Here is a 23,110-nt window from a genome sequence, read left to right on the forward strand (position 1 = left end):
ATGTTGGGATAACTCAAAGCACCTGTGCCGTGTATTTCGGTGTTAGCCCCGTAGAACCTTTGGCTGCAGAGAGAGCGTTATGCACAAGGTTAAAAAAACGTCGATCACAGAATATTGAGTCAAGATATTTATTTCATTTTTTTGTATTGCAACTTTCATTTTGTCGATCTATAGCCACGTAAAAAATGTGATTTTAATAACACTTTAGAAGCTTTAGAATGGGTTTAGTTTGAATGACTATCGGTAGCGAAATGTCTCAGAATACACCAAACTTTCAGTCACCTCGCGTTGCTATCATTGGCGGTGGTGTTGCCGGTGCAACGGCCGCGGTTCATTTAGGTGAACTGGGCGTGAATGTACTATTACTGGAAAAAGGTCCGAGTTTAGTGAACGGGCCCCCAATTTGTCACCTACACGCGGGTGGCAACTTATACAGAGAAATTTCAGAGCAGCAATGTATTGAATTGTTACGTCAGTCGGTTGAGACAATCCGATTGTATCCGCATACCTTGAATAAGCGCCCAACCGTGATTGCCATTCCTGATACCGATTCAGGAGAGCCACAAGATATTATTCCTCGTTTGGATACGATACAGGCATGTTATCAACAGTTGGTTGATGAAGACCCTCGTAACAAAATTATGGGTGAGCCGAAGCAATATTATGCAACTTATCAACGTGAACAGTTGGAATACTTGGCTAAGCAAACTCAACCGAAAGAACCGTTAAGCAGCGAAGAATGGTTGATTCCTTTTGCCAAATACGCAGACCTGAATTCGATTAAGTACCCTGTAGTGGTTGTTCAAGAGTACGGGTGGAGTGTATTTAGACTAGCGGCTAGTGCAGAACTGGCGTTGAGTACTATGGCTAATTGCCAAGTAAAGACTCATGCAACTTTGGTTAGCGCGGAATACAATGGACATTGCTGGCATCTCACTTATGTGAGCTCCGACGGTCAATATCAACAGGTGGAAGCCGACTACCTGATCAATGCGTGTGGCTATGAGACTGGAAAAGTCGACGACATGGCACATTATCAGCGTAAGCGCATGGTTGAGTTTAAAGCTGCCTATATCACTCATTGGCCGCAATGCCAACATGAATGGCCAGAGGTTGTCTTTCACGGCGAGCGTGGCACACCACAAGGTATGGCGCAGTTAACGCCTTATGCTGATGGTGTATTCCAGTTGCACGGTATGACGGAAGATATCACCTTGTTCAAAGATGGATTAGTTACATCTGCCGATAACTCTTCTCAACCGGTTCTTCCAAAATATTTAGAACGAAAGCTATTGGAAGGTTGGCAGAGCGATGCTCTCAATGAGAGAACAGAAAAAGCTATCCGACATATCAGCCAGTTTATGCCTGAATTTGAGACTGCTCAGGTTGGTGGGAAACCGCTGTACGGTGCCCAGCAAATTCCGGGCTATGACGCGACATTACGAGCTGCCGATGTGACGTTTGAAGACAATAATTATGCTCGAATGGAAGTCGTGAAAGGGTCGTCAGCGTTAGAAGCCGTGAGAAAAATTGTCTCAAACTGGCATCTAGTAAATTTACCATTGGATCAATCGATTGAAGATCAGCATCCGATCAGCATGTCGCTGATGCCAAGTGATATTGAAACAAGAGCAAAGCAATTAGCTGAAGAACGAGGTTATCCACAAGCTTTAGCCAAGTTTGTTGGCATGAAGTAACTTGTCATTTAACAGCCCTAGAGTTTCTGCCAACTCTGGGGCTGATTTTTAAATATCTGTGGCTAGGCATCCAGTTGGGCGCGAATTTTAGCAATAAGCTCAATGGCGGCTTCATTATCACCATGAACGCAAATGGTGTCCGCTTCAATTGGGATAATGGCTCCATCAGAGGTGCTAACTTTGCCGTATTCTGCAATCTGTTTGATTTGACTCAAGATAGCGTCTTCGTTGGTTAATACGGCATTCGACATAGTTCGAGGCGTTAACAACCCGTTCGCCAAATAAGTTCTATCAGCGAAGGCTTCAAATAACAGTGGTACATCGTAGTTATCTGCAATATCTAAATACCGTTGATTGTTGCCTGACGCTAATATCATCAGCGGGACATTGAAACATGACACTGCATCAGTGACCGCGCGAAATATATCTTCATTCGACATCATGTCGTTATACAAAGCGCCATGAGGTTTGACGTATGTGATTTCGGTATTTTTGCTTTCGCATAGCGCTTTTAAAGCCCCGATTTGATAGATAAGAATTTCGCAGATTTCTTCTTCTGAAAATGACATTGAACGTCTTCCAAATCCTTGCAAATCTGGATAGCCGGGATGCGCACCAATCTGAACATCATGCTGAATAGCGTAATCAATGGTGCGACTCATGACATGCGGATCCGAAGCATGAAAGCCGCACGCAATGTTGGCCATATCGACCCATGGCATAACTCGTTCATCGTTACCCATTCGCCAATGACCAAAACTTTCGCCCATGTCGCAGTTAAGAGTGATAGTCCGTTTTTTCACGTGAATCGTCGTTCCTTAGTATTTAAGCTACTATAAAATACAGAATTAATTATAAATAAACAGCGATAAAGCTCATCGTTATGGCATGTACTGCATGATTGATGGCCTGATAAATTGACAACCTATTTGGCTGGTAAATGAGTCCCTACTGAACGTTCATACACATGGAAGATATCGTAAATGAAAAAAGCGACGTGTATTTATACAACGTTAGTTTTTATTTCAGCTACAGCATACGCTGACGACAAAGTGCTTGAGCATCTTATGAGTCTCTCATTAGAAGAGCTTTCAATGCTGAATGTTCGTATGGAGACTGCCACTAAGTCGTCGCGGCGATTAGCAGACATTCCATCTTCAGTTTATGTGTTGAGCAATGAACGTATTATCCGTAGTGGTGTTCGTACTATACCCGATGCTCTCGCCCTTGTTCCTGGCTTACATGTTTCCAAGTATTCAGATACAGAGTGGATTGTCTCTGCACGGGGTTTTCACGATGGGCTTTTCAACAAACAACTTGTCATGATTGATGGCCGGAGTGTCTACAGTCCGCTTTATGGAGGCGTTTATTGGGCGGATATCGATTATGTATTGGACGATATAGATAGAATAGAAGTGCTTCGCGGGCCAGGTGCCGCATTATGGGGTGGTAACGCCGTTAATGGCGTGATTAACATCATCACAAAATCCGCGAAAGAGACTCAAGGAAGCTTTGTAAGTGCTGGTTGGGCTGAAGGGGGTGACTACGATGCAAGTGTTAGACACGGACTTCAGTTGAGTGAGGATGTCAGCGCACGGGCTTTCTACAAAAAGCGGCAGCTTCGAAATGACCGAAACAAACCTTATCCAGACTGGACGTTGGAAACGGCAGGAATTGTTACTCAATCTGATTTGGAGCAAAATGATTGGGAGTTTCGTATGGGAGGGGAACGTCTTACTTATAGTCATGATTGGTATCAATTGCATTACTCAAATGGAGATTTAAGTACCTCTGAAAGAGTGGAACAAGACGTTGATAGTTACTCGTTCTATACGCAGCTTAGATACGAAACTCGGCATTCAGATAAGCTCACGGGAAATTATCAGCTCTGGTTTGAACGTAATTCCAATGAAATGGCTGATGATGCGGGGTTGTCTAATACCCTTGATCTGGACTTTAACTATAACCACCAGATTACCGATGAACATCTAATCACCTATGGTGGAGGCTATCGACTGGTTGAAGTCGAATTCTTTCATCCATATGAAGGCATCGATTTCAATAACTTACCTTATTACCAACGCTATGCGACTGATCAGCAAGACGTAGATAGTATTGTCAATTTGCACCTACAGTCTGAGAAAGTTTGGAATAGCAAATGGAAGACAGTTGCTGGTGTAAAGCTCGAATACTTTGAGCTTTCTGACCAATTTGAAGTATCACCTCAATTACGAACACTATTGACAATAGATGAGAATCAAACTGCTTGGGTGGGGTATGGCCGAGCTTCGGTTGCACCTTCATATTTAACTTCGAACACTTATTTAGTTACCAACTACTATGACAGCGAACAAGACCGCTATTTTGCTGAATTAATGGTACCGGAAGGTAATATGAAGCCCGAAAGCGTTAGTACATATGAGGTAGGCTATCGTTATGATTCCGAAATAGGTTTTGAATTTGATGCCTCATTCTTTTTAAGCCATCACAGCTACGTAAGGGGGCTGGATAATATTGAAGTCTCCGGTGTGCCTGATCAGGTTGTAGGCGTCGTGATTACTGATGACTACTCGCTTGAAACTCACGGCGTTGAGTTAAGCGCAGGATATATTGCTTTAGAAACGCTACGTTTCTATCTAAGTTACAGTTACTTACATGCTAAAGGGGAATGGAATGGTGGGAGTAACTCCAACGGCAGCTCTGTAAACTGGTATGACATAGAAGCTCAACATAATGCAAGCTTACAGACTCTTTGGGACATTTCCCCACAGTGGAAGCTGGATTTTATCGTTAGGGGGCAGTCAATCCAATATCATGAGCAATTTCCGCAAATCCCAAATTATTTGGCCTTTGATGCTCGGCTTGCTTGGCAAGCTCATTCAAAAGCCCCTCGATTAGAATTCATTTTGCAAAATATTGGGGAGAAAGATGGATATAGAACCGATTGGATTAGCACCATTAATGAAGAAACTGGAGTGCTAAAGGCTTCTTATGAGTTTTAATTTACACCGCGCTTGGGTATTGCTTTTAATGTTTGTTTCAGGCGTGTCTTATGCTGCCTATGACCCAATGGATATTAAAGCGGTTTATATTTTCCGTATTTCAAACTTCATCCACTGGAACAGCGAAAGTGAAATGACCAACATAGAATTCTGCATTGTTGGTAATGAGAAAATTGCTACAACACTAGACAAAATAACTCAGAATAAAAAAGTTCGTCAGCTTCCTCTTATTGTTACTCCTTTTTATAGGGAGCAATGTGACATTCTGTTTGTAGACGAGCAAAGTGAATTAAACCTTGATTCGCTTGACCCACATATGGTCGTCATCGGAGATGGACAAACCATTGGTACACAAGGTGGCACAATAGAATTAGCGACACTAGAAGGTAAAGTAAAACCCAAGATCTACATAGCAAATATTGGTGCGTACTCAATTTCTTCCAGCTTGTTGCGTATAGCAATTATTGAAGACGGGAGGAAAATATGAACTCGCTGTCTTTAAGGTTCAAACTCATTCTTCCGATTTTCTTGCTAATGTCGTCTATTTTTTGTGTTGCGCAGTGGTTTAGTTTTCAAAAAGACATTGAACAGAAAGAGAAAAGCTTAATCGAACGCGTTCATGTGTTATCCAAAGGGGTATCTTACAACTTACAAGCTGCAATTTTGTTTGATGACCAACTTATCGCTCAGGACATTCTGTCCGCTTTTGCGGTTGATGAGGATGTCGTTCGAGTTAAGTTATTCGATCAGGAAAACCAGTTGTTTGCTTTGTATGTGAAAGAGGGAAGTGATGCACCGATTCCTAATGAACATCAACGCGAAGAAGCACTGCAAAATGAGTATGTTATTTCCAACCAATATATTTACCTGACTGTTCCTGTAGAGGTAGATGATTTGGCTATCGCTTCACTGAGTGTGACAGTCTCCGCTAAGCCATTACTCGAAATTTATGAGACAGCGCTTAACGATGCATTGTTCTTTTTTACTGTGTTAACGCTTTCCGGTATTGCACTCTATCAACTGGTCCAAAAGCTGATCGTAAAACCTGTCTATTCACTCAATCATGCAATGAAGGCGTACATTGATAACCGAGAGCGAGATGTCGATTTAAAATGCAAGTCTAAAGATGAAATCGGTGATTTGGTGAGTGCATTTAACACTATGCTTGATACTATTGAAGCGCACGAAGAACAAGACAGGTATACGCTTGCTAAGTTGGAGCAAGAGAAATCGTTTGCTAACGAAGTCGTTGATACCGTCCAACATGGGCTGATCGTGGTTAATAGCAATGGCGACATTATCATGGCGAATGGTGAAGCCAGTCGAGTTTTCCACCATTCATCACTCGGGCTATTGGGTAAAAATCTTAGTGAAATTTTGCAAACTGATAACGATCCCATCATTAAATCCGCGTTAAATGAACATAAACAACTGGATGAAGAACTCATCGTTAGAGCGAGCGAGAATAACGTCCAACAATTACTACGGGTTAGCAGTCGTCCGCTATCCAGACCTGATCAAACCTTGTTTGCCATTGAAGATGTCACTGAAATTGAAGTTGCACTTCGTCGTCAGCGATTAGCGGCAGGTGTGTTTGAAAATAGCCAAGATGGGATCATTCTACTCAACCACCAAGGTGTAATTACAGTGATTAACCCTAAAGTGACTCAATTACTTGGCTATAACAACGAAGATGTAGTCAACAAACCGATTGATCAAGTTTTGGTGTGGAATCAATTCAGCTCTTTGCTGCCAACTATTGAACAGTCGTTGCAAGAGTTGGGTCAATGGCAAGGCGAAGTGTGTGAAAGACATACCGACGGACATCTGGTACCTCTGTTTGCTAAAGTTAATCGCATTGCAAAATCTGACCTGTCAAAAGGTCATGATATGGTGATTATCATTTCAGATCTTTCCAATGTGAAAGAGATGGAGCGATTGGAATACCTTGCTCATCATGATTCATTAACAGGTTTGGCTAATCGTTCTAAGTTGTATCGCTTACTCAATGATATCATTGCTGAAAATCAAGTCTCGTTTCGCCCGTTTTCTTTGCTTTATCTTGATTTAGATGGGTTTAAACAGATCAATGACACCTATGGTCACGAAGCAGGAGATGAAGTTCTTAGACAAGTGTCTGAGCGATTACTCTCTCAGGTTCGCAGCCAAGATCTTGTTGCTCGGTTGTCGGGAGATGAATTTGTTATTGTGATTAACCCGAGTGAACGACAAAGTGTAGAACTGATGTCGCAACGGCTGATTAAGTTGATTGAGCAAGATATTCAATACAAACAACATAGTGTCAATGTTGGAGCAAGCATAGGCGTATACTTCATTGATAGTAATGAAGATAACTTAGACGCAATGATCAAAGTGGCGGATAACGCTATGTACAAGGCAAAAAATTTAGGCAAAGGTCAATTTGTGCTTATTGATAGTTCATCACAAGCAATGATGTAAAAACGGCTGTGGTGACAACAAGTTTAATAAATGGTTAGGTTGGCAGTATAGTGCTGCGCTTTTGGAGAGAATAATGAACGTATTAGTGACTGGTGGCATGGGATATATCGGTAGCCATACATGCATCCAGATGATTCACGCAGGTATGACGCCAGTGATTTTGGACAACTTATACAACAGTAAATCAACAGTGCTTGATCGTATCGAAAAAGTCGCTGGGGTAAAGCCTAAGTTTGTTGAAGGTGACATTCGTGATAAAGCTTTGATGGTAGAGTTGCTGACGGAACACAACATCGATGCCGTTATCCACTTTGCAGGCTTAAAAGCAGTAGGAGAATCGGTTCAGAAGCCGTTGGAATACTATGATAACAACGTTAATGGCACGCTAGTTTTGGTTTCAGCGATGCGAGAAGCAGGAGTGAAGTCATTAGTGTTTAGCTCTTCAGCTACGGTTTATGGTGATCCAGCGTCTGTTCCTATCACAGAAGACTTCCCAACCAGTGCGACGAATCCATATGGTCGCAGTAAACTGATGGTAGAAGAATGTTTAACTGATTTTCAAAATGCAAATCCAGACTGGAGCATTACGCTGCTAAGATACTTCAACCCGGTTGGTTCCCATCCTTCCGGTGAATTAGGCGAAGATCCGCAAGGTATCCCGAACAATCTCATGCCATTTGTCTCTCAGGTTGCGGTAGGGCGCAGAGAATTTCTTTCTGTATTTGGTAGTGATTACCCGACTAAAGATGGTACTGGCGTACGCGATTACATTCACGTGATGGATTTGGCCGATGGTCATATTGCCGCGTTGCAAAAAGTAGGGGATAAAGCTGGATTACATATTTATAACTTAGGTACTGGTATTGGTTATAGTGTTCTGGATATGGTGAAAGCGTTTGAAGTGGCTGCTAACAAACAAGTGCCATACAAGCTGGTGGATAGACGGCCAGGTGACATTGCAGAGTGTTGGGCTGACCCAGCAAAAGCAGAGAATGAGTTGGGGTGGAAGGCTTCGCGCACACTCGAAGAGATGACTCAGGATACTTGGCGCTGGCAGTCAAATAACCCTCAGGGATATCCATCAGCGTAAATACGCGTACAACAAAAAAAGCGGCTTTTGGCCGCTTTTTGCTTCTAAACAATATCTCATTACATCAGTTGGTACGGTAGCGACTTAGAGTCTCCACTAAGTTACGAGTTGCTTGAGCGATGTTGCGAATACCTATAGAAGACTGCTCAGCGACTCCGCGAATAGTATTTGATTGGTTGCGAATATCACTCAATTCAGAAGCGATGTCATTCGCAACTGAGCTTTGTTCATCGGCTGAAGTTGAAATTTGAAGACTTAAGTCATTAATCAAATTCGCAGATTCCGCGATGATGTTTACATCGTTCCCAATTTCTGTCACCAACAGGCTGCTTGTTTGCGCTTGGCTAACGGTTTGATCGGTGATTTTTGCAATGTTCTGCGTTTCGCTTTGTAGTTGACCAATCATAGTTTGAATCTCTACCGTCGCAGCTTGAGTGCGACTCGCTAGAGTGCGAACTTCGTCTGCTACAACTGCAAAACCTCTACCTTGCTCGCCAGCGCGAGCCGCTTCAATTGCCGCATTAAGGGCCAGAAGGTTGGTCTGTTCAGAAATCGCATTGATCGTGGTGATGACATCGTTAATCTTGATTGCGTTTTCATTTAGTGTCGTCACCGAAGATGACGTTTGAGCGATATAGCCTGTTAATTGTTCAATTTCGCTGATCGCCTGTTGAACTCTCTTGTGGCTACTGCTGACTTGTTCTGAGTCATTTTCGGTTTGCTGAGTCGCTTTTAGAGCAATGTTTGAAACTTCGTGCGCTGATGCCGTCATCTCTTCCATTGCCGTCGCTACTGAATCCAGCGAAGAGTACTGTCTCTGAATTTGTGTTTCGCTTTCTTTCATCTCTTCAGCAAATGAAGCCGACGTTTCGCTCAGTGTTGTCGAATTGTCTTTTACTGCCACTATAAGATCAGTCAACGTATCCATTGCATTGTCTAAAGCGCAACCGATAGTACCGAATTCATCGCGACCAGCATGGAAACCTAGACGTGAAGTTAGGTCACCTTCGGCAATTTTTTGCGTGGTTGTGTAAAGAACCCAAAGAGCACCGCCAATAAAGGTCGCAACCCAGTAGATAAAAATAGCGAATGGAATCACCCACAAGAATGAGAGTAACAACGTAGTGAAAGCTTCTGAACGAGCTTGCTGTTCACGTTTAGAAAAATCATCGGTAAGCGCATATACTTTGCCATCCGGTGCTTTGGCCGTCGCCGTTACAACACCATTGTTATACCGAGTATCACTCAATGACGAACGAGTGTCTAAACCTGAAAATGTGGTGATGTTGGGCTGAGAGATAATGCCTTGCAGTTTGTATTCAACAGCAAGTTTTGACTGTTGTTCAATAGATTGCAAAGTATCAAAATAACGAGCGCCCGAGATGCTAGCGATCGCTAATAGAAACAGTGTGAAGACAACCCACATTTTATCGTTGATAGACATCTTGATAAACACGCGGTCTATCGTTCGGAACTCAACTTCTTTCATTGTTACTCCGAGAGGCAAATTTAAGAGATTCTTGTGTAGCTAATATCCTACTATTTATGTGCTGTGTGTCGTATTTAAATTTGAAATATATGTAATATAAATTTTAATAATGAGATATAGATCGACTAGATTCCTAAAATTAAAAAAAGGGGCAAATACGGATGTATTTGCCCCTATGTGATTTCATTGATTATTTAACCCAGTGACGGTAGCACACCTGCTGTGATCAATAGTTGTGAACTGATGATCACTATACCTACAACACCTGTTGCAACCAGTGCGATATTGCCACCGCCAACTTGGTAATGGTTATCTGTTGCCGTTTGGCGAACACGAACAACCATGACTAATGGTAGGAAGATAGCGAGGACTGCTAGAGCAATCGCTGCGTATCCTAGAGCCATAATAAAACCCTGAGGGTAGTACAAAGCAAAGATCAGCGGAGGTGTGAAAGTTACAAGCGATGCCGCAATTCTATTCATGCTGCCATTCTTCTTACGAATAGTGTCGCCCATAAATTCAAACAAACCTAGACTCACGCCTAAGAATGAAGTCAGCAGTGCGAGATCAGCAAAGATACCGATGATATTGCCAAGATTGGATTGATGAACGGTTTGAGAAAGCGTTGAGATTAAAGCACTCAAGCCAGCATTGCCGATAAGGTCAGGTTGGCTAACCACACCAAGTGTTACCACTTGCCAGAAGATGTAAATGATCAAAGGAATTGCTGAACCAACGATAATCGCTTTACGTAATGAAGGAGTATGACCATCCAAGTAGTTTACGATTGCTGGAATGCTGCCGTGAAAACCAAACGATGTAAAAATCACAGGAATGGAAGCAACGACCAGTCCTTGGCCAACAGGCATGCTCAGTAAGTATGAATGAGTAACGTTTGGTGCAAGAAACGTCAGCACAACAATCATTGCGACGATTTTGCCAGCAAACAAAAGTCGGTTTACTTTATCAACCGTCGCAGTACCGATAGTAACAACTGCAGCCACGATTACCGTGAAAATCAATGTGCCAATCTGTCCATTGATTTCAGTGCCTGTAAAGCTAGCGATGCGTTGAGTGAATTGAGCGCCACCACCTGCGATATACGCAGCACATAAAGCGTAAAACAAGAAGAGCATGGCAAAAGTCGCCACCCATTTTCCTTTGTCGCCCAAGATTTGCTTCGCTAAGGTATGCAATGTTGCATCTTTATCGGCGTACTGATGGATCTCTACCATGAGTAGTGCTGTAAATGACATCAATGCCCAAAGACCAAGCATGATAATCAGAGAGGTTGAAAAACCAATTCCTGCGGATGCGAGTGGCAGAGCAAGCATACCTGCACCAATGGTGGTGCCCGCAATAATCAAAGTACTGCCTAAAAGCTTTGATTTCATCATTCTGTAAACTTATTTTTACTGTAGTTGTGTTGCTTAACATTATGTTCGAACATTGACCACTCTAGGTGGTTTTATTCACTGATTTGGCGACATTCTGTAGAACTTATCTGTAAACGTCAATGAATTCGTACAGATTAAATTCCAGAAGTGTAAAAATATATTTACAGTTGGTTTGCGAGGTAAAGATATGATTGATGAGTTAGGGTTTTAAATTGAACAGCTCAATGTAAATGCACTTATAATCATGCGAATAAAGAAACAAAGAGTCTAAGTTTTTTCTATGAATTATCTTGCGCATTTACATATTGCAGAAGCGTCTGACAGTAATTTACTCGGTAATCTATTAGGGGATTTCGTAAAAGGTAATCCGAGTGATCTCTATTCTGATGAAATCGTGCAAGGAATCAGGCTTCATCGCTGGGTTGATGCCTATACAGATAGCCATGAAGTTATGGTAGTTGCAAAAGCCTTGTTTCCATCAGCAACTCGTCGTTTCTCGCCCATCGCGTTAGATATGTTTTGGGATCACTGTTTAGCGAAACATTGGCAGCGATTTTATTCAGAGTCTTTACGGCAGTTTGTATTGGATGCTGAAAAGAAAGTCAGGAATGATCACTCTTCGTCTTTACCCGAGCGTTATATGATGGTGAGCGATAAGATGTGGCAAGGGCGATGGCTGGAATCATATGCTGATTTTGAAAATATTCACTTTGCATTACAACGTATGTCCTTACGAAGAGAAAGAATGAAACCTCTAGCGGAATGCTATGTCAGCCTTGAAGATTCCTATCAAGATCTAGAGTCTCTTTTCTTTTCGCTCTATCCGGAAGTATTAGAGAAAGCCAAAAGCATTCGCTTTTGATACAATCCGCCGCCGCTCCTAACAGCCAATGTATTGTTTTTACCAATACATTGGCGAGATTTAGGGAATGAACATCATATAGCTGAATTAATTGGTATCCAATGTCTGAACAAACTCCTACTTTTCAAGAATTAGGTATTCAACCTGCTTTAGTTACAACGCTAGCCAGTATTGGTATAGAAATTCCGACGGCTATCCAAGAACAGGCTATTCCTCAGGTATTGGAAGGACGTGACGTATTGGCAGGTGCTCAAACAGGCACGGGTAAAACCGCTGCATTTGGTCTGCCTCTGATACAGCGCTTTATCAACAATCCCTCTGATCCTGAGCGAAAAGGTAAAGACATTCGTTCATTGGTGTTGGTGCCAACCCGTGAGTTAGCGCAGCAAGTCTTTGATAATTTGACTGCTTACGCCAAAGGCCAGAACATAAAAATCGTGACCGCCTATGGTGGCACAAGCATGAAAGTTCAGGTGGATAATCTCCGTGGTGGGGCTGATATTCTTATCGCTACACCGGGGCGACTGTTGGATCATGCCCATGTTAAAACGTTGTATCTGGGTACCGTTGAAGTGTTAGTTCTGGATGAAGCCGATCGTATGTTGGACATGGGTTTTATGCCGGATATTCAAAGAGTGCTTCGTAAGCTGAACCGCGCGCGCCAAACGTTGTTTTTCTCTGCAACGTTCGATAAAAAAATCAAAGAACTCGCATATCGAATGATGTTGGAACCTGTTGAAGTACAGGTATCGCCAAGCAACTCAACTGCGGCGACGGTTAAGCAGATGGTTTACCCAGTTAACAAAAAGCGCAAGAGAGAGTTGCTTGCTTATCTGATTGGTTCAAGAAACTGGCAGCAAGTCCTAGTATTCACAAAAACTAGGCAGGGCAGTGATGCGCTTGCGGCAGAGTTAAAACTTGATGGCATCAAAGCAGCCTCTATTAATGGTGACAAGAGCCAAGGTGCAAGGCAGAAAGCGCTTGATGATTTCAAAGCAGGGAAAATACGTGCGTTGATTGCTACTGACGTTGCTGCCCGAGGCTTAGATATAGAACAGCTAGAGCAAGTGGTGAACTACGACATGCCTTTCAAAGCTGAAGACTACGTACACCGAATTGGTCGTACTGGCCGAGCGGGGAAAGAAGGTTTAGCCGTGTCGTTGATGAGCCTAGACGAAGAACCATTACTGCACGCGATTGAACGTTTATTAGATCAAAGGCTACCGCAAGAGTGGTTGCAAGGTTTTGAGCCGAGTATAGAACCTGTGATTGATGACAGCCGACCTGCAAAACGCAACAGCCGCTCGGCGGAGAAACGTAAAATGAAAGCGAAGTTGAAAATTCATGCCAGCCGAGGCAAGAAAAAGTAGGCGGTAGGGATGCTCAATGACTTCTGAGTAAAACGATAAGGGCTGCGTAATGCAGCCCTTATGCTATTGATTCGCGCTAATGCGCTTTTCGCACTCTTCTTCCCAGTCATAACGAACTTCGTACACCAGCTCTTTTACACTGTTTGGACGCATGACATCTTGCTCAGGGATGTTGAATTTGTGAATCATGATGTCATTGAATAGTGACCAGTGCTTCAACAGGCAAAGATCTAAATCGCGCGTTTCATCCGCCCATGTTTCTTTCATAAATGGCGTTAAGCTTGCTGCACCGTGGCTAAACATGATCATTTGCCACTTTATTTCCCATACCTTAATTGGCGCGCTTGGGTATTCTTTGTTATACAGTTCGGCTAAGCCTTCAATAAGCTCTTCTAGCTCACCCGCAGTATCAATAAAGTAATCAAACAAGGCTCCTTCTTGACGGACTGCGTCAGCAATAAATTGAATCGGTTGTTTAATGATGAGGCCATGTGCCAACAAACGCATCGTAAAGCGATAGAGTTTTACATTTACTGGTGTGCCGTCTGGTATTTCAGATAACACTTTGCGTAAATAAAACTCCATATAACTGTGCATACCATCACTGATGTAACGCCATATTTTTTCTTTGCTGCCAAAGTGGTGACGTATCAGGCTGTGTGATATACCAGCTTTTTCGCTGATATTACGTAGCGAAACACGAGCGTAACCTAACTCGCAAAATAAATTAGTGGCTTCCCGGAGAATATGCAGTCGAGTTTTATGGGCATCATCTGCGCTACGACGCCCTTGCTTTTTATCAGTCATATTGTGGTCTGTAGACCTTATAAGTTAAACGTTGTTCGATTAAAACCTGTTTAACCGAACTTTCAGGTAGCATTACTGAGCCGTTTCTTCTGCGTTATTGCTTATCTGCGTTATTACTTAGATGTTAAGAGTGTTTTGCGGCATCGTCGTGGACACATATAAAAACTCAAAAATAGTGCTAATAATCATCGCAAAAGGTCAACAGACCCTATTCATTGCGTGCTGTGTATGAGCGACTTTTTACCAGAACTTAGGAAAATTTTCACGGAAAAGAGAGTTATCAATAATCCAATTGTGCACTGATACGCAGCATAAGAGGATTATTGATAAGAAAATCCTAAAGTAAAGAACTTAATTTGTTGAGCAACAGATCAATGTCTTCTCTCGTAACATCTTGGTGAGTGACAAATCGAATCGGATTGCTCGGAGATACAATAATATTGTCTTGCTTGAGTTGCTTAACAATGTCATGGATATCGATATTTTCATCAACTTTGGCAAACACAATATTCGTCTGAACCCACTCAGGGTTTAATGAGAATCCCGGTAGTTGAGCAAGACCATAAGCCAAATGTTTTGCGTTGTCGTGATCCACTTTAAGCAGGCCTACTTGTTCTGTGAGTGCAAGTTTCCCCGCGGCCGCCAAGATGCCTGCTTGCCGCATACCACCACCGAGCATTTTTCGAATACGTCTTGCTTTGGCAATGTATTCTTTATTTCCTAGCAGCAAAGAGCCAACAGGAGCACACAAGCCTTTAGAAAGGCATACGGTCATCGAATCAAAATACTGGGCAATGTTCTTTACGTCAGTATCTAAAGCAACAGCTGCGTTGTAAACGCGTGCGCCGTCCAAATGCAGTTTCAGATTATGCTGCTCGACGAACTCTCTCGCTTGTTTTAGATACTCCATAGGTAGGACTTTACCGTTAATGGTGTTCTCCAAGCTCAATAGGCGAGTGCGTGCGAAATGAAAATCGTCTGGCTTGATTGCTGCTTTTAGCTTTGCAAAATCAATCGTGCCATCAGGATTGTTTTCAATTGGCTGAGGTTGAATTGAGCCTAATACCGCCGCACCACCTGCTTCAAATTTGTAGTTATGCGCTTGTTGACCGCATAGATACTCATCGCCACGATCGCAATGAGACATTAAAGCCAGCAAGTTTGCTTGTGTTCCTGAAGTGGTAAACAGCGCTGCTTCAAAGCCGTGTCTTTCCGCTGCCCAAGTTTCAAGTTCGTTGACGGTAGGATCGTCACCATAAACATCATCGCCGACTTCGGCACGTGCCATCGCATCGCGCATGGCTTGAGTAGGTTTAGTCACTGTATCAGAACGAAAATCCATCTTAATTTCCTTATAACCAACTTAACTTATTATAAATATCCACATAGCTTCGCTTTGCTTAAGCAAGCGATAGTCTTAGAGTCTGTAATCTCACCACTTATGATTTTTTGTTCAATTTCTGCCACTGAGAAAGTGATAACGTCAATGACTTCATCATCATCGCAGTTATACCTTGACGTTTTCATAAGGTTTTTTGCGATAAATAGGTGCTGAATTTCGTCGCAGAAACCCGCTAAAGGAGTGAACTGACCTAAACTAATAAAGGAATCGCTGCTGTAGCCTGTTTCTTCTTCAAGTTCTCGTTGAGCGCAAACAAGAGGCGATTCTTGGTTTTCAATTGTTCCCGCAGGTAGTTCAAGTAGCCACTTTTTTAACGAAGGTCGGAACTGATTGATCATGACAATTTGGTTGTCTTCTGTGACCGGAAGAATGACTGCGGCACCAGGGTGCACTATGGTAGTGTGTTTGACGTTATTGCCATTGGGAAGAACGACATTCTCTTCAACAAGAGAAATGCGTTTCCAAGTGTGTATGGTATTGCTCATACAAATAGTTCTTATCGGTGGAGGAGAGCCACTTTGGCGTAGTACGCCTACCATATCGTATTTGTTCGCAAAACCTCAATCGGAAATAAATTCAACGCTGAAAATTCATACGGTTATTTTGTGCTCGGAGTCCCATAAGTGCAAACTATGATTACATCATTTTTCACGTAAAGCAGATCTGATATAACAGTCCGTCCAAATTCGGATTATAGTTGTAACTAAATGATAACAAATGTATAAACTTTTATATAAGAACGAATTTAGGTATTGCTTAGGAGCGCAAGCATGATCAGTCCAACTCAAGCCTCTCATGGACAAAAAGCGTTATTGTCAGAACGCATTAATAAGCTCTCCAAGGCACTTTCTGACGGGGTTTATGAAAGAGAAAGTACCATTAAACTTTGCTTGCTTGCTGCTCTCGCAGGTGAAAGTGTTTTTCTGTTAGGCCCTCCTGGTATTGCAAAAAGTCTTATCGCGAAACGACTCATTCAAGCTTTTGATAACAGCAGTTATTTTGAATATTTGATGACTCGTTTCTCCACGCCTGAAGAAGTATTTGGCCCACTCAGTATCCAAGAACTGAAAGATAACGGTCGATATGTTCGCTTAACTAACGGTTATCTTCCTACTGCGCAGGTTGTCTTTCTGGACGAAATTTGGAAAGCAGGTCCAGCCATTCTGAATACGCTTCTTACAGTCGTTAACGAAAAAACCTTTAAAAACGGCAGTGATATTGAACGTGTACCGATGCGTTTGTTGATCTCTGCATCCAACGAACTGCCTGATGAAGACAGCGGTCTTGAAGCTTTGTATGACCGGATGCTGGTGCGAGTGTTCGTCAACCGAATCCAGAACAAACAAAATTTCAAATCCATGCTCACCGTTGGAACACCACAAGAAGCGCGTATTCCAGAAGGTTTGGCAATAACAGACCAAGAATATCATCAGTGGCAGCAACAGTTGGAGAGTCTCACACTGAGTGATGAAGTGTTTGAAAAGCTCTACCAGCTTAAGAACATGTTGGAGTCGGCGGTAGAAGATAGCAATTTATCGACCCATGATATGTATGTGTCGGACCGACGTTGGAAGAAAGCGGTGAAGTTGCTAAAGGCGAGTGCCTTCTTTAATGGTCGTGATACGATCAATCCACTCGATATTCTGCTGCTGCAAGACTGTTTATGGAACAGCCCTGAATCACGTGAAGTGGTTCATAATGTGGTGAAAGAGTTTGCTCTTCGTTATGCCTTCGATCAAATGGAGGTTGAGCATCAAATTTCACTTTGCCGAGAAGAATTAGCTTCGGTTCAAGACGAGCTGGAATCCGAATTTGGCATGATGTTGTCGCTTGAGACGGCTACAGGCTTGATTAAGAAAAAAGTCACCAATCAGTACGATATTAAAGGTGCCAAGAGCTATAAAGTCGGTGCGGCTTATGATCTCGTTAAGCTCGTTCTATTGCAAAGCAATATGTCGGTGTCTGAATCAGAAAAAGGGGACAGCCGTTGGGTGTTTGTTCCAAAGAGCGATTTAGAAAAAGTCATTAAAGATGGTGAAGGTGATGTCTATGGTTACGTCAACCAAAACACCAATATGTGTCGACTCAAATTCGATGTTGATGCCACAAACAATCTGGTGATTAAAGACATTGCCAACCGCTCTGTCATGGTGTCATTAGTGACAAAAGAGGGATTGGACGAAGGATTGTACCAAGACTGGTTAGCAAAAACTGAGCAGGCGATGGCACAGCTAAAACACGCTGAACATCATTTACGCAAAGTTCGTTCAACGTTCCATGGTGCGTTACCTCATAACTTTATCGACCCAACATTGCCAACAGCGATGGAAGCAACATTACAAACGCTTCAACAGCAGTTGGAAGCGACGCAAACTGAATGTGAAAAAAGCGCGCAGCGTTATAGAAATCTCGCTCAGTTCTTTGAATAGGAGGCATCATGCTTGGTGCTGATGGATTAAACCTCGCTCTTATGATTGCAGACAGCGGCATTATTGATACCGCTGTTAACGATCTTCTTGCCCGCTCACAAGTGATGATGATGGCGGAAGATCGTGGCGTTCGCTCAACGGTAAAAAATCACTTATTGAAATGGCGTGGTAGCGTCAAGAAACGCATCACACGAGTTTGCGAAACAGAGCGTTTTCAGCAAGAGCTTGGCTACTATCAAGAAGTAATTCATTGGGACGAAGAGACATTCTTTGACCGCATTGATGATGTAATCAAAAAGCTTGAATGGCACTCCGCTTTCTATTTACAAGCACGACGTTTGATGGAGAAAAACAAAGGTATTCACAATCCTATGTTTCCTCACTTCTTCTGTGACCAATGGTATAAATCACTTAGTGATGCGATTAAGCAAGCCCAAGTCATGGAGCTGGAAGCGAACAAAGAAAAGCTTCTGACGGATCTCTATCAACGCATGGAAACCATGCGTAATATGGACAAGATTACCGAGTCGGGTGATGAGAGTAGTGTTGGCAAACTGTGGGATATGGCATCTGCCAAGTTAAGCCGCAGTGATCTGACGGTAATGAAGCGTCATGCTGAGTTTTTGAAAAAGCACCAAGCGTTGCAAGAGATAGCTGAAAAGCTAGGTCGGATGGCAAGTGATGTTGACGATCCGGATCTAAATCGCGCACCTACCGAAGAGCCACAAATGGTAGAGGAAAAGTCCGATGAAGCAACCGACGATATCGTCGGAATTCATGAAAGCGACGACCTCAATAAGATGTTGCCAAACGAAACGCTCTTTCTTGCTTACCCAGAGCTTGAAGTGGTTTTCTATAAACACTTAGTGGATAAGCGTTTGATGAACTACCGTATGCAGGGTAAGTCACGCACGCTGCGAAAAGTGCGGGCGCATAAGCCAGACAACAAAAAAGCGGATATCGAAAAAGGACCTTTCATCGTTTGTGTAGATGCTTCTGGCTCGATGCATGGTTTCCCTGAGCAGTGCGCAAAAGCAATGGCCTACGCACTGATGCAAATTGCTTTAGCAGAAGATCGTGATTGTTATGTCATGCTGTTCTCTACAGAACACATCACTTATGAATTGACTAAGCAAGATGGCTTGCGTGAAGTGAGTGACTTTTTGAGCTACTCATTCCACGGTGGTACAGATTTAGAGCCGGTACTGAAAAAGTCGGTGGATTTAATGGCTGGCGGTACTTACAAAAATGCCGACTTAGTGGTGATCTCTGACTTCATAGCGCCTAAACAAAACGAAGAGATTCTGGCTCAGGTCAACCGACTGAAGGCTGCAAAGAATCGCTTTCATGCTATCAGTTTGTCGCGCTATGGTAACCCTGAATTAATGAGTATGTTCGACCATTGCTGGCGTTATCATCCTAATATCTTTGGACGTTTAGCTAAGCAGTGGTAACCGATATTCAGCAGTAATACCACTTAGCCGTAATAACTAGCGCTGGTAAAAATCCGAAAAAGAAAAGGGAGGTTGTCACCTCCCTTTGTCGTATCTAAGACGATTTATTCAATGTTCGCAAGTAACTCGTAGGAGCGTAGCTTAGCTTCATGATCAAAAATCATTGCATTGACCATAATCTCATCGGCTTGGGTTCTAGCGACTAAATCCATTATTCGGCTTTTCACCGTATCGGCACTTCCATGAATGGATTCACGTAGCTGAGTTTGAATGTGGTGTTTTTCATGAGGAAGCCAAAGCGGTTCCATACTTTTCACTGGAGGCGCAAGTTTGGTACGCCCGCCTCGGATCATCGAAAGAAACTTCTGCTTTTCAGTGGTACCCAAATACTGGGCTTCAGCATCTGTGTCCGCCACTATGATGTTTACACCGATCATGACATAGGGCTTATCAAGCTGATCTGATGGGCGGAAGTTGTCGTGGTAAATTTCGATGGCTCTTAACATAGCGTCAGGGGCAAAATGCGCGGCAAACGCAAATGGCAGCCCTTTTATTCCGGCCAGACGAGCGCTATAAGTGCTAGAGCCCAATAGCCAGATTGGTACTTTAGAATTGTTACCCGGATAAGCTTTTACAGGTTGGTGGTCAGAAATTGGTCCCATAAAAAACTGCAACTCTTCCAGCAATTCATCGAAATCAGGATCCATTCTGTCTGGTTCTCTTCGTAGTGCATGCAAGGTTGAATGGTCTGTTCCAGGAGCGCGGCCTAAACCTAAATCAATACGATTAGGGTAGAGCGCTTCCAAAGTACCAAATTGCTCAGCAATGACCAAAGGCGCATGGTTAGGTAGCATGATCCCGCCAGAACCTAGACGAATCGATTTGGTATGTGCGCCAACATGGCTAAGCAAAACTGAAGTAGCAGCACTCGCGATATCGGGCATGTTATGGTGTTCAGCCATCCAGAATCTCTCATAGCCCAACTTTTCCGCATGTTGAGCAAGTGAGACTGTATATTGAAACGTTGTGTGGAAATTTGCGCCTTCAGAAACAGGCGCCAAATCTAAAATTGAGAGCTTAGGTAGAGACATCACGTACTTATTCTTGCTGATAAATCATCTCCACACTATGCACCTTTCCGTGCCCAATAAAAACCATGACTTTTCGAAGGAAATGGTCAAATGAAGCCACCTTAACGACGGTGGCTTTACAGTATTTGAATTGGCATGTTTAAAGTTTGAAACGGCTGATGACTTCAACCAGACGTTTATTGATGCTGTTAATATCACTCATTCCTTGCAGCGTCTTTTTACCCGTCATATCAAGTTCACTCACAATTTCGTTAAGTTCGCTCATACTTTTACTCACGCCGTGAGTCACGCTGCTTTGTTCTTCCGCCGCTGTAGCAATTTGCATACTTAAATCATTAATTTCATTAATGTAGTTGCTCATGACATCTAGGCTGGAGGAGACATGCTCAGATGTTTCGGCTGTATCTTGGCAGCGCTGTTTTGTGTCAGTCATGGAGCTTACAACCACTTCGTTACCCTGAAGCAATTTAGAAATCGCGTTTTCTATTTCTGCGGTACTGTCTTTGGTTCTGCTTGCAAGTTTACGGACTTCATCAGCAACCACAGCAAAGCCTCGTCCTTGCTCGCCTGCACGTGCCGCTTCTATCGCGGCGTTTAGTGCCAGTAGGTTAGTTTGTTCAGCAATGTCGCTGATAACATTGAGGACGGAGTGAATGTTATGGGTTTCGTCACTCATGTTTTGTACATGCACAGAAGAGGCTTCAACACCTTCAATCAATGCCGATACAGTAGCTTGAGAACGACCCACAATATTTCGTGCTTCGATACTGCTGTCTTGTGCTTGCTGAGTTAGATTCGACGTGTTTGAAGCATCAGAAGCGGTTGAGCTGGCGGTTGAATTCATTTGCTCAAGTGCCGTCACGATTTGTTCTGTTTCTACCACATGGTTATGAAGCATGGCGGAATTATGCTCAGAAAGCGTCTTCATCTGTTCCACATTTTCTTGTAATGCCTGAGAAGAGCTTTGAATTTCTAGCATTATGTTTTGTACATGGCTGATGAAATGGTTCACGCCCTCAGCAATCTGACCAAGATCGTCGGTAGAATGAACATCAAGACGTTGAGTTAAGTCTCCTTCACCACTGGCAAGATCTAATATGGTTTTTTTCAAACTTAATATAGGTCGGTAAAGAACTTGAATAACAATAAACGCGATCACAACGCTCAATATTGTCGCAGTGACAGAAATAATGATGGCGGATTGCTTTGACGCCGTAAGTTCTTCATACGCCATGTCTTTATTCTGTTCTATAACAAAGAACCAATTCTTGTTGGCAATATTGATTTTTTGAGAAAACAGGATTTTTTCTTGCCCATTATTCATATACGTCAATATTGAATGTTCTACTTTACCAATTTGTTGAGCGACATCTTTATAAGCGTCAACTTGGGAAGCGATGTCGCCTGCTTTCATTGCAGCACTTTTAGAGGCTGCTATGACCGTGCCATCGTGGTTAAGTATCATGGCACTTGAGCCTTTCAGCGCTGTAGAGTTATCAACCAGTTCATTAAGGAAACCGAGCTGCATATCGACACCTATCATGCCGTCTTTCGCCTTTTGGACGATACTAATCCAATAGATGTTAGGATTCGATTCATCAGGGTAGGGGTCGGTAATGGCTGGCGAGATAGCTTGGCGGCCATCTTTATAATAACTCCGTGTGCGAACATCTCCGTTGAGCTTGTGGTTTGGCCAAGCTTCAGATTCTTGGTTCCAATATGCATCACCATTCGATTCAAAGCCGATAAATGAGCTTCCTGTTGCCAAAGCGGTTGCAAAGAGTTCTGCTAAGGCTACGTAATCATCAGCGCTGCTACCGGGGAAGGATGTATCTTTGTACAATCGACCTATGCCCTCGACACCATTGATTTTTTCGTCCAAGAATGTTTTAACAAGTTGCGCTTTGCCCGCAGTGTATTGTTCTCCCGAATCATTGATCATATTGGTGATCATTGAAGACTGTTTGATATAGGCAATGTAACTGGTGATGGAGACTGACACACCCACAAGCAACATCACTGAAATTAATAACAGCTGTTTTAATCCAAATGTTTTTTTCATCATTCCATCTACCCTTGCGCAGTTCCGTTGCCCATCAGATAAGTATCTGCAAAGCGACGAAAAATCCCACTCTATAGAATTGGTGTTACCGATATCGCAATGACATCAAATGTTTATTATTGAGAATAGCATCAATTAAAAAGTAGGCGATTTTTCGTCATTTTTCCTACTTAACAGCGTATAAGTTTGATCAGCAACGCTTCGAGTTGTCTATGTTCTATTCGCTATGGCGGCTTCTTAGCCATTCAGTTGAAAAATATAGAATTTGTAGTTGACCAACGAAATGAATCCGTTAAAGTACGCCTCGTTCTCACAACAACGTGATGAACAGATGGTGTTGCCATCGCATTATGCGTTGCCCTGGTGGTGAAATTGGTAGACACAAGGGATTTAAAATCCCTCGACTTTCGAGTCGTGCCGGTTCAAGTCCGGCCCGGGGCACCATCAACTTCCCAATAAGGCGCGTTAGCAGAGTGGTTATGCACCGGATTGCAAATC

17 protein-coding genes and 1 tRNA gene are annotated in these 23,110 nt (G+C 42.9%); 10 read left to right on the top strand and 8 right to left on the bottom strand.

What is annotated here, in order from left to right:
• Positions 1-233: 233 nt before the first annotated feature.
• Positions 234-1,697, top strand: coding sequence for an FAD-dependent oxidoreductase (locus HUO09_RS09225; RefSeq protein WP_188233756.1), 1,464 nt, complete (start codon positions 234-236; stop codon positions 1,695-1,697).
• A 62-nt stretch (positions 1,698-1,759) separates the two neighbouring features.
• Here HUO09_RS09225 and HUO09_RS09230 read toward each other — a convergent pair whose 3' ends face one another.
• On the bottom strand, positions 1,760-2,500 hold the full coding sequence (locus tag HUO09_RS09230; RefSeq protein WP_167413561.1) for a 5-oxoprolinase subunit PxpA: 741 nt from the start codon (positions 2,498-2,500) through the stop codon (positions 1,760-1,762).
• A 180-nt stretch (positions 2,501-2,680) separates the two neighbouring features.
• Here HUO09_RS09230 and HUO09_RS09235 point away from each other — a divergent pair, with 180 nt between their 5' ends.
• From HUO09_RS09235 to galE, 4 genes are all read left to right on the top strand, one after another.
• Positions 2,681-4,699, top strand: coding sequence for a TonB-dependent siderophore receptor (locus HUO09_RS09235; protein ID WP_188233757.1), 2,019 nt, complete (start codon positions 2,681-2,683; stop codon positions 4,697-4,699).
• On the top strand, positions 4,689-5,186 hold the full coding sequence (locus tag HUO09_RS09240; protein WP_188233758.1) for a YfiR family protein: 498 nt from the start codon (positions 4,689-4,691) through the stop codon (positions 5,184-5,186). Before HUO09_RS09235 ends, HUO09_RS09240 begins: the two co-directional genes overlap by 11 nt.
• Entirely contained in the window at positions 5,183-7,159 is a 1,977-nt protein-coding gene (locus HUO09_RS09245; RefSeq protein ID WP_188233759.1) for a diguanylate cyclase, read from the top strand. Before HUO09_RS09240 ends, HUO09_RS09245 begins: the two co-directional genes overlap by 4 nt.
• A gap of 73 nt (positions 7,160-7,232) precedes the next feature.
• A complete protein-coding gene (gene galE, locus HUO09_RS09250) occupies positions 7,233-8,249 on the top strand; it encodes a UDP-glucose 4-epimerase GalE (RefSeq protein ID WP_188233760.1) in 1,017 nt (338 codons plus the stop codon).
• Between the two features lie 64 nt (positions 8,250-8,313).
• On the opposite strand, the gene HUO09_RS09255 is transcribed toward galE, so the two are convergent.
• Positions 8,314-9,738, bottom strand: a complete 1,425-nt coding sequence (locus tag HUO09_RS09255; RefSeq protein ID WP_188233761.1) for a methyl-accepting chemotaxis protein — start codon at positions 9,736-9,738, stop codon at positions 8,314-8,316.
• A 194-nt stretch (positions 9,739-9,932) separates the two neighbouring features.
• The gene (locus HUO09_RS09260; RefSeq protein WP_167412617.1) at positions 9,933-11,135 is read right to left on the bottom strand and encodes an aromatic amino acid transport family protein; all 1,203 of its coding nucleotides are present in this window, start codon (positions 11,133-11,135) and stop codon (positions 9,933-9,935) included.
• Positions 11,136-11,415: 280 nt separating this feature from the next.
• Here HUO09_RS09260 and HUO09_RS09265 point away from each other — a divergent pair, with 280 nt between their 5' ends.
• Positions 11,416-11,997, top strand: coding sequence for an ACP phosphodiesterase (locus HUO09_RS09265; RefSeq protein ID WP_188233762.1), 582 nt, complete (start codon positions 11,416-11,418; stop codon positions 11,995-11,997).
• Between the two features lie 101 nt (positions 11,998-12,098).
• Positions 12,099-13,367 carry a DEAD/DEAH box helicase gene (locus tag HUO09_RS09270; protein WP_167412619.1) on the top strand — a complete coding sequence of 423 codons (1,269 nt, stop codon included), beginning with the start codon at positions 12,099-12,101 and terminating at the stop codon, positions 13,365-13,367.
• 63 nt (positions 13,368-13,430) lie between these two features.
• Here HUO09_RS09270 and HUO09_RS09275 read toward each other — a convergent pair whose 3' ends face one another.
• From HUO09_RS09275 to HUO09_RS09285, 3 genes are all read right to left on the bottom strand, one after another.
• A complete protein-coding gene (locus tag HUO09_RS09275; RefSeq protein ID WP_188233763.1) occupies positions 13,431-14,174 on the bottom strand; it encodes a TetR/AcrR family transcriptional regulator in 744 nt (247 codons plus the stop codon).
• Between the two features lie 337 nt (positions 14,175-14,511).
• Positions 14,512-15,516: a low-specificity L-threonine aldolase gene (gene ltaE, locus HUO09_RS09280; RefSeq protein ID WP_188233764.1), complete on the bottom strand. Its 1,005-nt coding sequence runs from the start codon at positions 15,514-15,516 to the stop codon at positions 14,512-14,514.
• A gap of 29 nt (positions 15,517-15,545) precedes the next feature.
• Positions 15,546-16,061 (bottom strand): NUDIX hydrolase, encoded by a 516-nt coding sequence (locus HUO09_RS09285; RefSeq protein ID WP_188233765.1) that lies wholly within the window; start codon positions 16,059-16,061, stop codon positions 15,546-15,548.
• A gap of 285 nt (positions 16,062-16,346) precedes the next feature.
• Between HUO09_RS09285 and HUO09_RS09290 the strand changes: the two genes are divergently transcribed.
• Entirely contained in the window at positions 16,347-18,005 is a 1,659-nt protein-coding gene (locus HUO09_RS09290; RefSeq protein ID WP_188233766.1) for an ATPase RavA domain-containing protein, read from the top strand.
• A gap of 8 nt (positions 18,006-18,013) precedes the next feature.
• Complete coding sequence (viaA, locus tag HUO09_RS09295) at positions 18,014-19,459, top strand: ATPase RavA stimulator ViaA (protein WP_167412624.1); 1,446 nt, start codon at positions 18,014-18,016, stop codon at positions 19,457-19,459.
• 104 nt (positions 19,460-19,563) lie between these two features.
• On the opposite strand, the gene HUO09_RS09300 is transcribed toward viaA, so the two are convergent.
• Together HUO09_RS09300 and HUO09_RS09305 are read right to left on the bottom strand one after the other, a co-directional pair.
• Complete coding sequence (locus tag HUO09_RS09300; protein ID WP_188233767.1) at positions 19,564-20,550, bottom strand: LLM class flavin-dependent oxidoreductase; 987 nt, start codon at positions 20,548-20,550, stop codon at positions 19,564-19,566.
• 139 nt (positions 20,551-20,689) lie between these two features.
• A complete protein-coding gene (locus HUO09_RS09305; protein ID WP_223159354.1) occupies positions 20,690-22,615 on the bottom strand; it encodes a methyl-accepting chemotaxis protein in 1,926 nt (641 codons plus the stop codon).
• Between the two features lie 354 nt (positions 22,616-22,969).
• On the opposite strand from HUO09_RS09305, the gene HUO09_RS09310 reads away from it, so the two are divergent.
• Positions 22,970-23,056: transfer RNA gene (locus HUO09_RS09310), tRNA-Leu, on the top strand.
• Positions 23,057-23,110 lie beyond the last annotated feature (54 nt).

It is taken from the genome of Vibrio sp. Y2-5 (genome assembly GCF_014596725.1).
Taxonomy (GTDB): Bacteria; Pseudomonadota; Gammaproteobacteria; order Enterobacterales; family Vibrionaceae; genus Vibrio.

Bases quoted from the DNA above. Each gene is read 5' to 3' on its own strand.
- HUO09_RS09225 (WP_188233756.1), top strand. From the start codon at position 234: ATGACTATCGGTAGCGAAATGTCTCAGAATACACCAAACTTTCAGTCA.
- HUO09_RS09235 (WP_188233757.1), top strand. From the start codon at position 2,681: ATGAAAAAAGCGACGTGTATTTATACAACGTTAGTTTTTATTTCAGCT.
- HUO09_RS09240 (WP_188233758.1), top strand. From the start codon at position 4,689: ATGAGTTTTAATTTACACCGCGCTTGGGTATTGCTTTTAATGTTTGTT.
- HUO09_RS09245 (WP_188233759.1), top strand. From the start codon at position 5,183: ATGAACTCGCTGTCTTTAAGGTTCAAACTCATTCTTCCGATTTTCTTG.
- galE (WP_188233760.1), top strand. From the start codon at position 7,233: ATGAACGTATTAGTGACTGGTGGCATGGGATATATCGGTAGCCATACA.
- HUO09_RS09255 (WP_188233761.1), bottom strand. From the start codon at position 9,738: ATGAAAGAAGTTGAGTTCCGAACGATAGACCGCGTGTTTATCAAGATG.
- HUO09_RS09260 (WP_167412617.1), bottom strand. From the start codon at position 11,135: ATGATGAAATCAAAGCTTTTAGGCAGTACTTTGATTATTGCGGGCACC.
- HUO09_RS09265 (WP_188233762.1), top strand. From the start codon at position 11,416: ATGAATTATCTTGCGCATTTACATATTGCAGAAGCGTCTGACAGTAAT.
- HUO09_RS09270 (WP_167412619.1), top strand. From the start codon at position 12,099: ATGTCTGAACAAACTCCTACTTTTCAAGAATTAGGTATTCAACCTGCT.
- HUO09_RS09275 (WP_188233763.1), bottom strand. From the start codon at position 14,174: ATGACTGATAAAAAGCAAGGGCGTCGTAGCGCAGATGATGCCCATAAA.
- ltaE (WP_188233764.1), bottom strand. From the start codon at position 15,516: ATGGATTTTCGTTCTGATACAGTGACTAAACCTACTCAAGCCATGCGC.
- HUO09_RS09285 (WP_188233765.1), bottom strand. From the start codon at position 16,061: ATGAGCAATACCATACACACTTGGAAACGCATTTCTCTTGTTGAAGAG.
- HUO09_RS09290 (WP_188233766.1), top strand. From the start codon at position 16,347: ATGATCAGTCCAACTCAAGCCTCTCATGGACAAAAAGCGTTATTGTCA.
- viaA (WP_167412624.1), top strand. From the start codon at position 18,014: ATGCTTGGTGCTGATGGATTAAACCTCGCTCTTATGATTGCAGACAGC.
- HUO09_RS09300 (WP_188233767.1), bottom strand. From the start codon at position 20,550: ATGTCTCTACCTAAGCTCTCAATTTTAGATTTGGCGCCTGTTTCTGAA.
- HUO09_RS09305 (WP_223159354.1), bottom strand. From the start codon at position 22,615: ATGATGAAAAAAACATTTGGATTAAAACAGCTGTTATTAATTTCAGTG.